This window comes from Lewinella sp. W8, assembly GCF_004375085.3.
Taxonomy (GTDB): domain Bacteria; phylum Bacteroidota; class Bacteroidia; order Chitinophagales; family Saprospiraceae; genus Neolewinella.
In genome coordinates this window covers 108,317-123,762 of record NZ_SNAQ03000009.1, presented here as the reverse complement: position 1 = coordinate 123,762, position 15,446 = coordinate 108,317, and the positions used below count along the sequence as shown (strand labels likewise).

Annotated in this window: 13 protein-coding genes; 6 read left to right on the top strand and 7 right to left on the bottom strand. The window is 60.7% G+C overall.

The annotated features are described in order from the left end of the window. Positions 1–18: 18 nt before the first annotated feature. Both E1J53_RS11850 and E1J53_RS11845 read left to right on the top strand, forming a co-directional pair. Positions 19–3,633 (top strand): T9SS type A sorting domain-containing protein, encoded by a 3,615-nt coding sequence (locus E1J53_RS11850; RefSeq protein WP_134273163.1) that lies wholly within the window; start codon positions 19–21, stop codon positions 3,631–3,633. 245 nt (positions 3,634–3,878) lie between these two features. After that, positions 3,879–4,157 carry a hypothetical protein gene (locus E1J53_RS11845; protein ID WP_134273162.1) on the top strand — a complete coding sequence of 93 codons (279 nt, stop codon included), beginning with the start codon at positions 3,879–3,881 and terminating at the stop codon, positions 4,155–4,157. A gap of 7 nt (positions 4,158–4,164) precedes the next feature. On the opposite strand, the gene ribA is transcribed toward E1J53_RS11845, so the two are convergent. Then, positions 4,165–4,806 (bottom strand): GTP cyclohydrolase II, encoded by a 642-nt coding sequence (gene ribA / locus E1J53_RS11840; protein ID WP_173021461.1) that lies wholly within the window; start codon positions 4,804–4,806, stop codon positions 4,165–4,167. A gap of 186 nt (positions 4,807–4,992) precedes the next feature. Between ribA and E1J53_RS11835 the strand changes: the two genes are divergently transcribed. Beyond that, complete coding sequence (locus E1J53_RS11835) at positions 4,993–5,538, top strand: DUF192 domain-containing protein (protein ID WP_173021460.1); 546 nt, start codon at positions 4,993–4,995, stop codon at positions 5,536–5,538. A gap of 403 nt (positions 5,539–5,941) precedes the next feature. Here the strand turns inward: E1J53_RS11835 and E1J53_RS11830 are convergent, their stop codons facing one another. The 6 genes from E1J53_RS11830 to E1J53_RS11810 form a co-directional block, all read right to left on the bottom strand. Next, a complete protein-coding gene (locus tag E1J53_RS11830) occupies positions 5,942–7,210 on the bottom strand; it encodes a UxaA family hydrolase (RefSeq protein ID WP_368671751.1) in 1,269 nt (422 codons plus the stop codon). Further along, positions 7,096–7,596, bottom strand: a complete 501-nt coding sequence (locus E1J53_RS24670) for a UxaA family hydrolase (RefSeq protein WP_368671748.1) — start codon at positions 7,594–7,596, stop codon at positions 7,096–7,098. The genes E1J53_RS11830 and E1J53_RS24670 overlap by 115 nt, the downstream gene beginning before the upstream one ends. A gap of 63 nt (positions 7,597–7,659) precedes the next feature. Next, positions 7,660–10,104, bottom strand: coding sequence for a zinc-dependent metalloprotease (locus E1J53_RS11825; RefSeq protein WP_134273159.1), 2,445 nt, complete (start codon positions 10,102–10,104; stop codon positions 7,660–7,662). A 176-nt stretch (positions 10,105–10,280) separates the two neighbouring features. Then, on the bottom strand, positions 10,281–10,931 hold the full coding sequence (locus E1J53_RS11820; RefSeq protein WP_134273158.1) for a peroxiredoxin: 651 nt from the start codon (positions 10,929–10,931) through the stop codon (positions 10,281–10,283). 583 nt (positions 10,932–11,514) lie between these two features. Further along, positions 11,515–12,471 carry an alpha/beta hydrolase gene (locus E1J53_RS11815; protein WP_134273157.1) on the bottom strand — a complete coding sequence of 319 codons (957 nt, stop codon included), beginning with the start codon at positions 12,469–12,471 and terminating at the stop codon, positions 11,515–11,517. A gap of 10 nt (positions 12,472–12,481) precedes the next feature. Then, entirely contained in the window at positions 12,482–13,045 is a 564-nt protein-coding gene (locus E1J53_RS11810) for a TetR/AcrR family transcriptional regulator (RefSeq protein ID WP_173021459.1), read from the bottom strand. A gap of 179 nt (positions 13,046–13,224) precedes the next feature. On the opposite strand from E1J53_RS11810, the gene E1J53_RS11805 reads away from it, so the two are divergent. From E1J53_RS11805 to E1J53_RS11795, 3 genes are read left to right on the top strand one after another with little or no spacing between them, the layout of a single operon-like run. After that, positions 13,225–13,791 (top strand): RNA polymerase sigma factor, encoded by a 567-nt coding sequence (locus E1J53_RS11805; protein WP_173021458.1) that lies wholly within the window; start codon positions 13,225–13,227, stop codon positions 13,789–13,791. Beyond that, positions 13,788–14,609: a hypothetical protein gene (locus E1J53_RS11800; RefSeq protein WP_134273154.1), complete on the top strand. Its 822-nt coding sequence runs from the start codon at positions 13,788–13,790 to the stop codon at positions 14,607–14,609. The genes E1J53_RS11805 and E1J53_RS11800 overlap by 4 nt, the downstream gene beginning before the upstream one ends. A 20-nt stretch (positions 14,610–14,629) precedes the next feature. Continuing rightward, entirely contained in the window at positions 14,630–15,445 is an 816-nt protein-coding gene (locus E1J53_RS11795; RefSeq protein WP_134273153.1) for a hypothetical protein, read from the top strand. Position 15,446 lies beyond the last annotated feature (1 nt).

The window sequence follows — 15,446 nt, the reverse complement described above, 5'->3', positions numbered from 1 at the left end:
GAGAAATCCTCTAGAACTATGCGCCCTCTATTATCCCTTGCTCTTCTGCTTTTCCTTTGCACCTGCGCTCGCGCCCAACTCACCCTGACGACCAACGTCGGTTTGGCGGAAGGCTACTGCATGAATCCCGACCCCGACGACTGCGACCCCGTTCCCGAGGGAATGGAATTCCTCACCTACCTTCCCGGGCAGGACGATGACATCGTGGTCACCTACCGCGTCATCAACAATACGGCGGGAGTGAAAATCACCAAGCTCGGCATTCGGGACGACCGGTTTGGTGAGGTGGTCGCTTTCTCGGATATCCTCGTGGGTCCGGGAGAAACCTACACCATCACCCGGAGATATCCCGGATTTACCAACCCCGAAACCCTGGAAATTCCCGTAGAGGCCCTGGTGGAAGATGACCGGGGGAATCAGGCGAGCCGGGAGTCTACCTACAAAATTGATGTCGTCTCCCCCAGAGGGACGGTTTCGGCAGAGCTCTACCGTGCCCGGGAAGTATGCGCCAATCCGACGGACCTCGGTACTTGTGGTGCCAGTGGAGGCTCCAGTACCATTACGGTGGCCGCCGGCGATAGCCTTCTGCTTCGCTTTCCCACCACGAATACGGGCCTGAATACGCTGACGAACCACGTCTGGACGGACAATGTCTTCGGGCCAATCGCCAGCACTGCCTTCGATTTGGAGCCCGGGCAAACGATTATCGCCCAGAGCCTGCAACGCGCACCCTTCACACCGGGAACGTACAACTATCAATTGACCTGGACGGCCGAAGACCCGGCGGGTAATGCGCTTACCCGACGGGCAAACTACACCGTCATCGTGCAGGGACCTAGCGGTACCTTGTCCGTGGAGCTCTACCGGGCACGGGACGTGTGCGCGGACCCCACCGATCTTGGCACCTGCGGTGCCAGCGATGGCCCCGCGACCATCACCGTAGCGGCGGGCGACTCCCTGCTGATCCGGTACCCCGTTACCAATACGGGGCCGGGTTTTCTAACCAACCACGTCTGGACGGACAGCCGTTACGGCGTAGTGGCCAACACGAGTTTTAACCTGGATCCGGGGTCGACCATCATCGGGCAGACACTGGAAAAAGCCCCGGATGTCCCCGGGACCTACCTCCTCTCGGCCACCTGGACGGCCGAAGACGAGGGCGGCAACGTGCTGACGGAAACCTTCCTTTACAGCATCATCGTGGAGGGGCCCAGTGGTACGCTGTCCGTGGAGCTCTACCGGGCGCGGGACGTGTGTGCGGACCCCACCGATCTTGGTACCTGCGGTGCCAGCGATGGTCCCTCGACGATCACCGTAGCGGCGGGCGACTCCCTGCTGATCCGGTACCCCGTTACCAATACGGGGCCGGGTTTTCTGACCAACCACGTCTGGACGGACAGCCGCTACGGCGTAGTGGCCAACACGAGTTTTAACCTGGATCCGGGGTCGACCATCATCGGGCAGACACTGGAAAAAGCCCCGGATGCCCCCGGCACCTACAACATTACGGCCACCTGGACGTCCGAGGATGAGGGCGGAAACGTGCTGACGGAAACCTTCATCTACACCATCATTGTGGAGGGTCCCAGCGGTACGCTGTCGGTGGAGCTCTACCGGGCGCGAGACGTGTGTGCGGACCCCACCAGCATCGCGACCTGCGGTGCCAGCGATGGTCCCTCGACGATCACCGTAGCGGCGGGCGACTCCCTGCTGATCCGGTACCCCGTTACCAATACGGGGCCGGGTTTTCTGACCAACCACGCCTGGACGGACAGCCGCTACGGCGTAGTGGCCAACACGAGTTTTAACCTGGATCCGGGAACTACCATCATCGGGCAGACACTGGAAAAAGCCCCGGATGCCCCCGGCACCTACAACATTACGGCCACCTGGACGTCCGAGGATGAGGGCGGAAACGTGCTGACGGTAACCTTTGGGTATACCGTAATCGTGGTGGAGCCGTCCTCCACGCTCGACGTGGAAACTTACCTGGCCTCGGACATTTGCACGGACCCAACCAGCCTGGCTACCTGCGGCACTGGAACGGGCGGCGGTGATCAGATCACGACGGGAGCCGGAGAAAATATTTACGTCGAGTACCCCGTCAGTAATACCGGCCTTGGCCCTCTGACGAATCACGCCTGGACGACGGACCTTTTCGGAGAAGTAACGACTACCTCCTTTGTGCTACAACCCGGCCAGTCGATCACTGCCCGGGCCATTCATACGGCCCCCGCGGACCCCGGCACCTACGACGTGACGGCCACCTACACCGCCGAAGATGAGGGCGGAAATCTGGTGACGGAAACGGTGGTGTTCACCGTCAAAGTTATCTGCAGTCAGGGCGATTTCGCGCCGCCGGTGGCCCGCTGCCGTAACCGGACCTTTACCATTCTGGAGGACGAAACCCTTAGCCTGAATGCCGGGATGTTTGACGACGGTAGCTCCGACGGTTGCGGTTCGATCGCCGGTGGGTTCCTGGACGTGACGAGCCTTGATTGCGACGACGCCGGTGCCACCGTGGTGACGTTGACGGTGGAGGATGAGTCCCGGAATCAGGCCAGCTGTACGGCCACGGTGACGCTCAACGTGCTGGACGGCATTTTCCGGGGAGAGCGCAACAACTGCGTGAGTACGACCACGGAACTGGCGGTCGGACAGGCCGTCAATGAAATCAGAACCCCCCAGGGACAACTGATCGCCGAGCTCATCATCGGCAATAACACGAATCTATTTGAGGCGGTGACCAGCGTTTACCGTACCGGCTCCCCCACGGAAGGAAGTGGTGCGCTGGAGCACCTGAGTAAACGGATATCGATTACCTTCTTTGACGAAGATGGTAACGAGGTGCAACCCAATCGGGAACCCGTTTACGTGCGGCTCTTTTACCTGGAAGAAGAACTGGCGGCCCTCGGCGGCGACCCCAACACCTATTCCATCATCAAGACCACCGACGATGACTGTGGATCGGGCTATTCGGCCCAGAACGCCGAGGCCATGGCGCTGACCGAGGTCGGCTTTCGGGGGTGCCAACAAACGGACCGCTTCTACGAATTTTTCACGGGGGGATTCTCCACCTTCTACCTCTTCCGCACGGACCTTTCACTGCCCGTCGAATTTTTGGCGTTCACCGCCCGGCTGGCGCCCAAAAAACGGGTGCTGCTCGACTGGCAAACGGCTTCCGAATCCGGGAACAGCCACTTTTCGATTGAGCGGAGCGGCGACGGGGATTCCTTCGTGGCCTTGGGCGAGGTCGCAGGTGCCGGCACGACCAGCGAGGAGCAATCCTATACGTTTCTGGACGAAGCTCCACTGGCGGGCCTGAACTACTACCGCCTGCGCCAGGTAGATTTCGACGGTACGGAAAGCTTCAGCGAAGTGCGGCTGGTGACGGTTGACCGTAGTGAGGGCGTGGCCATCCGGCCCTATCCCAACCCGGCGGTGGACGAGCTTTATCTGGATGGCTTCGCCGGCGGCCCGGTCACGGTGCTGGACCAGCACGGACGTCCACTGCGGGCCGCCACGCTGGCCGAAGGCCAGCCCCTCGATGTTCGTGACCTGCCCCCCGGCTTCTACCTGCTGCGGACCGACGCTCCCAGCGGATCGCAAACCGTAAAGTGGATAAAATACTAGTAATGGTTGACCAAAGATTGAGTTGACGAACGCCCTGGCCCTATTAACGAGAACAATTGGTTTATTCCAGGGAGGATGCACATAGTTCAAACCCTGATTGTAGGGTTTCCCCCGGCCGCGTAACCACGTGGGCCGGGGTTTTTCGTGCGGGCGGTGTTCGTCGATGCGGAACCGGGATTGGCCCGGTAAATTGGGTAAGAAAATGGTGGTAACCGATATTGAATGGTACACCAAACACCAAAGCCATGGCCGGATTCAGCTCACACATGATCAACAGCGTCAAAGCCAACGCCTCCTTACGGAAGGGGAGAAATAACCTGTTTGAGCGTTCGGCTTCCCGGGAGAGCAGTCGGGAAAATGGCAAGCCTCACCCCGTGGCCAGTAAACTGGTCGTCAGACAACTGCTGGAGAAGTATCGCGCGGAGCGTCGCCGGGAGCAGTGGTACTGGGTGCTGAGTCTGCTGGCCGGAGTAATCCTGCTGGGGTTAACCTGGGCTTACCTTGGCTTGCCGGCGGCCACTTGATCGGGCGCTAGTGGAAGAGGTTGAGCCAGTGGCCCATGCTGGTTTCCTTCGTGTGGAGGTACCCCCGATTTTCTTTGCTGGGGTCCACGACGATGGGTAGGCGTCGTACTACTTCGACCGGCCCTTCCCCGAAGGCTTCCACCTTCTCGGGATTGTTGGTGAGTAGCTGAATTTTACTGACGCCAAGGTCCTGTAGAATCCCCTGGGCGACGGCGTAATCCCGTCCGTCAATGTCCAGGCCGAGGTGAACGTTGGCCTGGATGGTGTCCAAGCCCTGGTCCTGAAGTTGGTAGGCCTTGAGCTTGTTGATGATGCCGATGCCCCGGCCTTCCTGTCGGAGGTAAATCACAATGCCCGCCCCGGCGGCGGCAATGCGCATGGAGCGGTTGAGTTGTTCCCCGCAGTCGCAGCGCTTCGACCCGAATAGGTCCCCCGTGATGCATTCCGAGTGGATGCGGGTGATCACCTCCGCGGAGGGGTCCATGTCCGGGTGCACCAGGGCCAGGTGGGGGGCGTAGGCTTCGGGGTCGGCGGAATAGGCGATCATGCGGAATTCTCCGAAGGGGGTGGGGATCAGGGCTTCGGCCCGCCGCGTAGCGGCGGCGGAAGTCGTGGAGGGGAGCAGAATTGGAGCGCCGTTTGCGGCCATTTTCGTCGGGGATACTTTCTGAATGCCGTGGCGATGCCAGGTCGGGCGCCGTTGGCGCCGCAGCATCGCTGGTGCCCTTTACAAACGCCCAAAAGCGAGGGTGGTTGTCCGAAGTCTTATCTTTGGGCCGATTCGGGCGACGCGATACGACAATTCCGCCCCAAAGTTCCCCAACTACCAGACTCCATGGCCCGTAAACCCAAATCGCCGAAGCGCCGCAGCATTACCGACAATTACCAACCCAAGAAGCGTTCCGGCTGGGCCAAATGGACCATCGTCGGCTTACTGGGCCTGGCCCTCATCGGTTTTATCCTTATGTCCATTCCCCGTCAGCCCGCCAGCGGCGGGCCCACCTTCACCAAGGAAGGCGAACTCACCATCAGTGATGGGACCACCGGCAACGCCCTGGTCAACATCGACATCGAAATCGCCGATAACCGCGAGGATATCGTCCAGGGACTGATGTACCGCCCCCAAATGCAGGCGGACCGTGGCATGCTCTTCCTCATGGAAGCCGAAGAGCCCCAGAGCTTCTGGATGCTCAATACCCTGATTTCCCTCGACATTATCTACATCGATTCCGACAAGGAGATCGTCTCCATCGCCCCCGATACGACCCCGAAGAGTACCGATCCCATCCCCAGTGGAGCCCCCGCGAAGTACGTCCTGGAGGTCAACGCCGGCTTCTGTCAACGGCACAACGTGAAGTTGGGCGACCGGGTGGTTTGGTGAGCCCGGTTCTCTTCTTAAAACGGTTAGGCAGAACACCAGATGATTCAGTAGCGCCGGATTTATCCGGCGAAGGTTTATGGCGGGAGGTGATGCATTCCCATCAAGACTTCCCTCTCCCGCGGAATAAAGCCATCCTGCTCCCGCCAAATAGCGACGGGCACCATTGGACTTTCCCCGCGACCGGCCTACGGAGCAAGCCTTTTCCGAATGTTCGCCACGGCTTGCCCTTTCTGCTTAATCCTGTATCCTAAAACCTGAAGCCTCTTTTCCCGCCGCATAGCGACGGGCACCATTGGGCTTTCCCCACGACCGGCCTGCGGAGCAAGCCTTTTCCGAATGTTCGCCAAGGTTTGACCTGTCTGCTTAATCCTGTATCCTAAGGCCTGAAGCCTCTTTCCCCGCCTCACAACGACACCCCCCGCCGCCACGGAATAAAGTCATCCTGCCCCCGCCGCACGGCGGCGGGCGTCACCCGGCCGCTGGCTACCTCGAGGAGGTAGTTGAGGAGCTGCTCGGCCAGGGCGTCGATGGTGGTTTTGCCGCGGATGATGGCCCCGCAGTCGAAGTCGATGATGTCGGGCATGCGCTCGGCGAGGGCCGAGTTGGAGGCAATTTTAACGACGGGCGCGACCGGGTTGCCCGTGGGCGTGCCCAGGCCCGTGGTGAACACGATCAGGTTGGCGCCCGCCCCGGCCAGGGCGGTGGTGGACTCCACGTCGTTGCCGGGAGTGTTGAGCAGGTGGAGGCCGGCCCGGGTGGCGACTTCACCGTAGTCCAGCACGTCGACGATCGGACTGCTGCCGCCCTTGCGGGCGGCGCCGGCGCTCTTCATCGCGTCGGTGATCAGTCCCTCGCGGATGTTGCCGGGGCTGGGATTGTCGGCGAAGGTGGAGCCCGCCCGCACGGCACTGGCGGCGTAGGCCCGCATGAGGGACACAAATTTTTGGGCACTTTCGGCCGTGCGGCATCGGTTCACCAGCTCCTGCTCCACGCCGTTGAGTTCGGGGAACTCGGCGAGGAGGGCGCGCCCGCCCGCCGCCACCAGCAGGTCAGAAACCCGTCCCAGGGTGGGGTTGGCCGAAATGCCCGAGAAGCCGTCGGAGCCGCCGCATTCCAGGCCCAGACTCAGGTTATGGAGCGGCTGGGGGCTGCGGGTGATCCGGTTGGCTTCGGTAAGGCCAATGAAGGTGACCCTCGCGGCCTCGGTAAGCAGCTGCTCTTCGGTGCCGTATTGCTGTTGTTCGAGGATGTACAACGGGCGATTGTAGCCGGGGGCGCTGCGCTGCACGGCCGCCCGCAGCATCCCCGCCTGGGCAAACTGGCAGCCCAATCCGATCACCGTGGCCCCGGCCACGTTGGGGTGGGTGATGTACCCGGCCAGCAGGCGCAGCAGGGCCTCCACGTCGCTCTTGCTGTTGCCGCAGCCCCCTTCGTGCAGCAGGTACTTGATGCCGTCGACGTTGGGGAAGAGGGGAGAGCGCGCCCGTTCGGTCACCCGGTAGCGCACCGGCACTTCCCGCAGCGCCTCCGCGCTGGCGCCCTCCCGGTACGCCAGAATCATGGCCGAGAGGTCCAGTTCCGACGCTTTTCCCGCCGCGAAGCCCAGTTGCTCGGAGAGCGCCCGCTGGAGGGTGGCGACGTTCTGGTTTTCGCAGAATACGAGGGGGACGATGAGCCAGTAGTTAGCCGTGCCGGCCCGGCCATCCGGCCGGGCGTAGCCCAACCACCGCCGATCGCGGAGGTGGCTGACGTCCGGGGGCGTCCAGTGGGAGCGACGTGATGGTCGAGCTGGTAATCGTCGGTGGCGTGCCGGAGGTTGTCCGTGGTGACCCGGCCGCCCGCGCCCAGGATTCCACGTACCCGGCCCACTACGGTGTCGTACATCCGCACCTGCGCGCCGTCGCCCAAATCCGTCCGGGAAAACTTGTGCTTGGCCGGGATATCCTCCCGGATAGTGATCGCCGTTCCGTCCGGCAAAGACACCTCCTGGCCCGCCCGCAGATCACGGAGGGCAACGACCAGGTGGTCATCGGGATGGAGGAGCAATACGGGCGACATGGGCAAAAAAAATGCGGGCCAGGAAGCATGTTCCTGGCCCGCACTAAAGACGCTGGGGAAGGATTATTTCCCTTTCATCATGGCGTCCATTCCCCGGAGGGCTACGTTGATGCGCTGGGCAATTTCACTCTGGTGCCCGCTGACGAGGCCCTGCTCGCCGAAGGCGTTCTTCAGGAAGTCGCTGTCGTTGAGGGCCTTTTTGGTCATGTCCAGACTGATGTTGCGGAGGGTCGCCCGGGCGGCGGCCTTCACGTCGGCGCTGGCGTCATCGTTTTTGAGTACTCCCGTCAGGCCATCCACGTAGGCCAGCTGCAGCGTCCGGCCGTAAGTGGAGTTGGTGTTGGCCTCGGTGAAGATGCCTTCCCGCGTTTGCTTCATCAGGTCCATGAGGCCGTAGTTGCTGGCGTCCATGGCCTTCTGCTCGGCCAGACGGTTGAGGCGATCGGTCGTCATCAGGGTGCCGAGGGCGCCCTTCTGCAGCCGTTCGATTTTGCTGGCCACGCCGCTGGGGGAGATGCGGTTGAGAATCTCCTCTTCGATCAGCCACTCGGGGGTAGTGAAGATCTGGCGGTTGAGGAAGTTGACCGCGGCCCGCTGGCGGGCGGCGTCGACGGTCTCGTACACGGGCTTGTTCTCGTCGGCGGTCCGCTGCCATTCAATGACGCCGGCCACGTTATTGGTTACGTGTCCGGTGTAGCGGCGCAGCTGGCCGATCACGTTGTCGTACACCTCCTCCAGGTTGTCGAAGTATTTGCCGTCCTCGGCCATCCACTGGGTGAGGTTCGGCACAATGCGCTGGAGGTTCTTGATGCCGAGATTGGAGGCCATCACGGCGTCGTTGCTCAGGTCTTCGGTCTGGGCGCTGGGGTCGTGGCCCCGGAAGCGCTGACGGCCGAAGCGGTAAACGGGATCGTCGGCCTTCTCCTTGATCATGGCGTTCAGGATGGGACGTTCCTCATCCGGAGAGCTGGCCTCGGGAATGGGGAGGTAGCCGAAGCGGATGGAGTGCATGTCGTAGGGACCGATTTTGGGGTGGAGCCCCGCGTTTTTGTCCTCGGGCTGCGCCACGTAGTTGAAGCGGGCGTAGTCCATGATGCTGGGGGCCGTACCGTTCTCCTGCACGAATCCAGGGCTGCGGAGTTGCTCCACGGTGTAGGCCGCCGAACTGCCCATGTTGTGGGGCAGACCGATGGTGTGGCCCACCTCGTGGGCGGCTACGAAGCGAATCAGTTCGCCCATGACCTCTTTCTTGAACTTGGGGGTCCGGGCCTCGGGGTTGACTGCGGCCGTCTGAATGAGGTACCAATTGCGGAGCAGGTTCATCACGTTGTGGTACCACATGATGTCACTCTCCAGAATTTCTCCCGTGCGCGGGTCGTGAACGTGGGGGCCCTGGGCGTTCTGGATGTCCGTGGTGATGTAGCGGATTACGGAGTAGCGTACGTCCTCGGGGCTCCAGTCGGGATCCTCTTCCTTGGTGGGGGCGTATTTGCCCATGATGGCGTTCTTGAGGCCGATGGCCTCAAAAGCTACCTGCCAGTCGTCCACCCCCTGCTTGATGTAGGGCGCCCATTCTTTGGGGGTAGCGGGGTCGATGTAGTAAATAATGGGTTTCTTCACTTCTACCAGTTCACCGCGCTTCCAGGCCTCCATGTCCTTGGGCTCCAGGCGCCAGCGGGTGATGAAGCGCTGGGTTTCTGCCCGCTGGGCGTCCAGGCTGTAGTTGGTCTGGGCGATGCTGAAGTAGCTGACCCGGGGGTCGTAGTAGCGGGGCTGCATGGGGTCTTCGGGCAGCACGATGAAGCTCTGGTTCATCTCCACGGACAGGGTGCCGGTCAGTTGATTGTCTGGGAGCGAGGTTCCCTGGTAGGTCAGTACGTGGCGCACCTCGACGTTCTTGGGGAAGGCCTTGGTGTACATGACCATGCTCCGGGACTTATCCAGCCCCCGGACGCCGAAGCGTTTACGTTGGCTGTCGTACATGGCACCGATCATGGGGATATCGGTGGAGAAAAGGCTCGTTACGTCGGCGACCGCACTGGTGCTGTCGTCGCCCATGGCCTTGATGTCGAAGGCGGCGATGATGGGCTCGAAGTTGTTGTTCTTCACCGATTCGTAAACGGGGTCCTCTTCGCTGGCGACGCTGTTGTAGCTGACGCTACGGAGCAGCAATTTCTTGCCGTGCTTCTGCCAGCGGATCACCTGCTGGGGACGGCTCTTGGTGCCGGCTCCACCAAAGTTGAGCCCCTTGACGAATCCACTGATGCGGCTGACGATGAGGATTTCCCGTTCCAGCAGGTCTTCGGGAATTTCGAAGTAGGTCTTACCGTCCTTATTGATGACGGTAAACAGCCCTTCCTGGACCTCAGCGTCCTTGATGAGCTCCTCGTAAGGGTCCTTTTTTTCCTTCTTTTCTTCGGTTTTTTCCTCTTTGGGGTCCTCCTCTGCCTGGGCAAACAGGACGGGAGTACTGACCAGCAGGGCCAGTAATAAAAGTAGTTTTTGCATTTGGCTTATTTGTTTTGCGGCCCGAAAATATTGCTTAGGTCAGGCCAAATCCTATTGCTAAAGTAAAAAATCGGGTTGGTGTTTACCGGAAAAGGTTGTTTTGGCAAAATTTCCTGCTGGTTACGGCAAAAAGAAGGGCCGAATTGTCCTATACGGACAATTCGGCCCGGTGAAATTTAAAGGGTGTCAGTCTTGCGGTTGGGCTGAGGTGTGGTCCGCAGGTAGGGACGGATAACCTTGTGCCCCTTCGGGAACCGGTCGGGAATGTCTTCGGTAGGGATGGAGGGAGACACCACCACGTCTTCGCCGTCTTCCCAGTTTACCGGGGTAGCCACGGAGTAATTATCCGTCAGTTGGAGGCTGTCGATCACCCGGAGGATCTCGTGGAAATTCCGACCCGTAGAGGGAGGATAAGTCAGCGTCAAACGGATTTTTTTCTGAGGGTCAATGATGTACACGGACCGAACCGTAAACTTCGCATCGGCCTCGGGGTGGAGCATGTCGTAGGCGATGGCGACCTTTTTGTCCTCATCGGCAATGATGGGGAAATTCATTTTCACCTCCTGGGTTTCCTCGATGTCTTTGATCCAGCCCATATGGCTGTCCAGGTCGTCCACGCTCAGGGCGATGGCTTTAGCGTTGCGGCGTTCAAACTCTTCTTTAAGCTTGGCCGTCATCCCGAGTTCGGTGGTGCAAACGGGGGTGTAGTCGCTGGGGTGGCTGTACAGGATTACCCACTTGTCGCCGGCCCACTGGTGAAAATTAATGTTGCCTTCGGTGGTTTGTGCGTTGAAGTCGGGAGCGACTTCACCTAATCGTAATGGCATGGTTTTTTGGGTTTTGATTTTCCTTAGTAACGCGGTGATAAAAAATACAGTTGAGGGGAGATTGCCCACTTTGTCCGACGGGTAGTGGAAATCTTATTCCTCCAGATGGAATAATTACCGCGAGCAGGTGGGAGTTCTTTTTTGCGACGGAGCGCAGGTGCCATGCAATACTCGGCTCAGCCGGGACGGGTGCCATGGTAGAGGGTAGCCTAGCGACGCATACCTGCGTCCAGCTAGAAGAAGGAAGAATACAGAATGAAGGGAGAGAATTCACCACATTGCGACACCTCCGATCAGCTCGCTGCGCTCGACGGATAGGAGGAGCGCTGTTTGAGGGAGGAGAAGGTTGAGGCTGAGGAAGAAGGAAGAAAGAAGAAGGAAGAAAGAAGTTAGCCGGACTTCGAAGCGTGCCGGCCGGGCGCAGTCCGTCGGTTCCTTTGGGTGCTCCGCTGGGAACTTGGCATCGCGACACCTCCGATCAGCTCGCTGCGCTCGACGGATAGGAGGAGCGCTGGTTGAAGAAGAGAAAGCTAAGCCGGTCCTCGGAGATGTCTCTGCTGTTCCGAGGTCTCGGCGGCTTGGACTACTGATAATAATCGCTCACCCCACCGCTGGCCATCAGGTCTTCCCGGGTCACGATGGCGGGCATGGGGTCCAGGTTACCGGAGTTTTGGATCACCCCAGTGGGCAGCTGGGCCTCGATTAACCAGTGGAGCACCTTGTTGGTGACCTCCGCCGTCCCCAGGTGATGCCCCGCACCGCGGGGCGCGTAGAGGGCACTGCCGCTCCAGTGGCTCAGGTTGCGTTCGGCGTTGCGGAAGGCCGTCGTGCGGTCTTCGGGGTCGTGGACGAGCAGGGTGGGTAGGTGGCTTAGGGACTGAGCGTTGCGTGCGACGTCAAAATCATCGAGGCAACGCCCGGTGAGGCCCTCGATGTGATTAACCATACCGCGGAAGGCCGGCCGCCGCAGGCCCATGGCCTGGGCGTAGACCTCAAAGATCCACCGCACCTCCGAGAAGATGCCCATCAGACAGAGCCGCTCCGGGTGCAGGGCGCGCGGCATCCGCGTCAGGCTCTCCACCAGACAACCACCCCCGAAGGAGTGGGCCAGCACCAGGTCGATCTTCCCGAGGGTTTCTAGGATGTGCTGCTGCAGGTCGACCAGGTCCGGGTAGGTCAAAGAACCCTTCGTGGCCAGCCCGTGGCCCGGCGGATCAAAGGCGACGACACGATAACCGGCCTCCAGCAAACCGGGCACGAAGTGGCGCCAGCGGCCGGCGTTGTAGCCCCAGCCGTAGCTGCAAAAGACGGTGGGATGATGTTTCTCTCCCCAGCTGTAAACTGGGATGCGGTGCTGCCGCCAGAGCAGATCGTGCCGATCGGCGGCCCCGAGGAAGGCCGCTTCCTTGGGGCGGATGCGGGGCTTCGGTGGGGTGGCAAAAATCTTGAAGGCGATTCGGCCCGCCCGGTCCGGACTGAGGTAGGATACCGTATTGATGGTGTGGCCAAGGCCCTTGAAGAGGAGTTGCTTGCCGTTCATGGGGTAGGGGTTAAATGGGGTGTTGCAGGCCGCGGATGCTCCGGGTAACCAGGCGCTCCAGATGGACGGGGTCCCGGTAAAGCTTGAACAGTACGACGCTGCCCTGGTAATCGGCGAATAAACGATAAGTCCGCTCCCGGGCTTCCTCGGCGGGAAACCGCTCGGAGAGCAGCCGGATCATGGCCGCCTCCCAGCCGGCGTGGAAGTTCTGCAGGGTTGGGGCAAACTGCCCGGTCACCCCGGTCTCCAGGATCATGTTGGCGAAAAAGCAGCCACCGCCGTCGTTGAGCTGGCAAAAGTGCAGGTGTCGCCGCAAAAACCGCTCCAAACGTTCCTCCACTGTGCCCGGTTCGTCCACCATGGCCAAGACGTTGTCGCCGTACCAGTTGTCAACGAACTCGATCACGGCCCGCATCAGGCCTTCCTTACTGCCGAAGTGGTGGAGTAGTCCCGCCTTGCCCAGCCCGGCGGCGTTCGCCAGCTGCTGGAGGGAAGTGTCGGCGTAGCCCGTGCGGTGGAACTCCGCCCAGGTGGCGCGCAGAATTTCTTCGCGGGAGGTTTTCGTTTTTGGCATTTTACCAATCGGTTGGTTGGTAAAAGTAGGGACTTGGTCTGAATTATGAAAATCTCCGGCCGGAAACCCGCCGATTATCGGCATAAAGGATGGATTTCCGGTTTTTTTGGAAAAAAAGTGTGCCCTGCGCTCACACTTCCGCGACGCATGGTGCTAATGGGGGTGAAAGGAAAACCATCATGCAATTCATCACAGCCCGAGAACGGAACAAACTGCTGGCGGCCTGCCGTCGCGGGGACCGCCGCGGGCAGGAGATGCTCTACCGCAAAAGTTTTCCCTTTTTGCTTCCCCTCGTACAGCGGTACCTGCGGGATCGCGCCGAAGCCGTCAGTGTACTCAACCAGGCGATGCTGAAAATCTTTCAGTCGCTGCCCGACTACCGGGAGCAGGAGCGATTGGAAGGCTGGATGGCCACCATCGTACGGCGGACGGTGCTGAACTTTATTCGGGACGAAGGGCGAGCCCGCCGGCGCTTCCACCCGGAAGCATATCCCGCCCCCACCAGTGTGGCCAATACGGGACTGGAAAACCTGGCGGCGGAAGACATCCTGAAACTACTGGAGACCCTGCCCGATTACCTTCGGGTGGTCTTTAGCCTGTACGTTTTTGACGACTACTCCCATCCCGAAATCGCCCGCGAACTGGACATCACCGCCGTGGCCAGCCGGTGGCGGCTGGCTAAAGCCCGCGAACTGCTCCGGGATGCCTACCTATCTACTCACGAAATCAATCAACAACGGTCATGAGCCCGAAGGACCATAAACACCCGGAATGGGAAAGGAAGTGGCGGGATACGATGACCGACCACCAATCCGCCCCCGCCACGGAGGAGGACTGGCTGTCCATGTCCGCCCTGCTCGAGGGGGGCGCGGCCGCTCCGCCGGAGACGCCACCGCAGGCCGGACCGGCTGGCGGGACCACCTGGAATTTTCTTCCCTGGTTGTTGCCCGTTGTGGTTACGGTGTCCCTGGCGACGGCCTACTGGCTGTATCCGCGGGAAGCAACACCGACCATCGGGGAGGAACTGGCCGCCGATAGGTGGGCCACAGAGGACGCGGAGGATGGTACTCTCCTGCTTTCTGACGAAGCTTCCGGCCGCCAGCAGGCACCGCAGGCCGTATCGGACGATCGCGGCCAGTCCGCCGGCGGAAGCCGGCAGCGCTCGGGAATGAACCCGGCATCCGGCGCTCGCGCCACCGCCTCCTCCGGCCCCTCCCCGGATGCACCTCCGGAAACGCAACGGACCAGCCCGCAGGACGCTGCCGGGAAAACTCCACCACCACGTGAGACACGCCCGGCGGAGAACCGAAAGGCAGGAGGTGAAGCGGAGGGAGAGACGGTCCCACGTGCAGCGAATGGCCCGCCCGAACCGACTCCTCCGGAGCGGGTCTCCCGGCCCCGGCGGAGAATCCCCCGGTGGATGCCGCAAATTGCCCGGGATTTTGACCCGGATGCGATCTGGAAGAGAAAAATCGAACGTCAAATCGCCAAACTGCGGGTAGAGCCTCAGCGACAACCCAAGGCAGATAATGGCCTTTACCCCCGGGTGAGGGTCCGTTACTAACCGCAAGAAACAATCAGTATATGTCCAGAAATCAATACCTGGAGCGGCGGTGCTTACTCCTGCTCCCATACCCCTGCTTTGTCCTGTTAACCCTGCTATGCACCACCGTATCCCTGACGGCCCAAAAAGAGGTCAAAACCACCGACTGGAGTTTGAGTGGCCAAACGGGGTACTTCATGCAATTTGGCGGCACCAATGGAATGCCCCTGGGCAGAATTGATGCTTCCGAAGGATACGCCTATGACCTGGTGCTTGAGGCCCGACGAGCCCCCGGATTTTCCTTCCTGCTTACCCAAAGCCTGAGGTTCTCCGACGAGCGCTTTAACGGCATTGGGGGGACGAGCTACTTCCTGCCCGTCCGGGGACAGCTCACCCACTACGAGTTACTCGTCGGGCTCCAGGGAAATCTGCGGATCGGCGCCGGGGACCTTTCCCTGAGTGCCTCCGTTGGCCCCGGGCGCTACTGGTATCGCCGTCAGTTGCCCACCGGATTATTGGCCTCCATGGATGCCTTTTCCGAGCGGGCACTGGTGGAACGGTATCGGGGGGTGCTCCATCTTGGCGGACGGTTGGGGGTAAAGTACACCCACTGGCTAAGCCCCGATTTCGGGATGGCGCTCGGCGGAAATTTCATCCTCTCGGCCATCGCTCCCCTGGGCGGTACGGAAAGACTGGACAATCAGGAGTTCCTGGTCCTGCGTGATCGTTCCACTCCCGCCGATACCTCGCCGGTTTTTGCCATTCCCGAACCTACCGGAGTACCGGACCGAATCCTGGCCATGTCCTCCGTTACCCCCTCGCTGAATTTTTTCCTGGGCTTCACCTTTAATCTCTAGT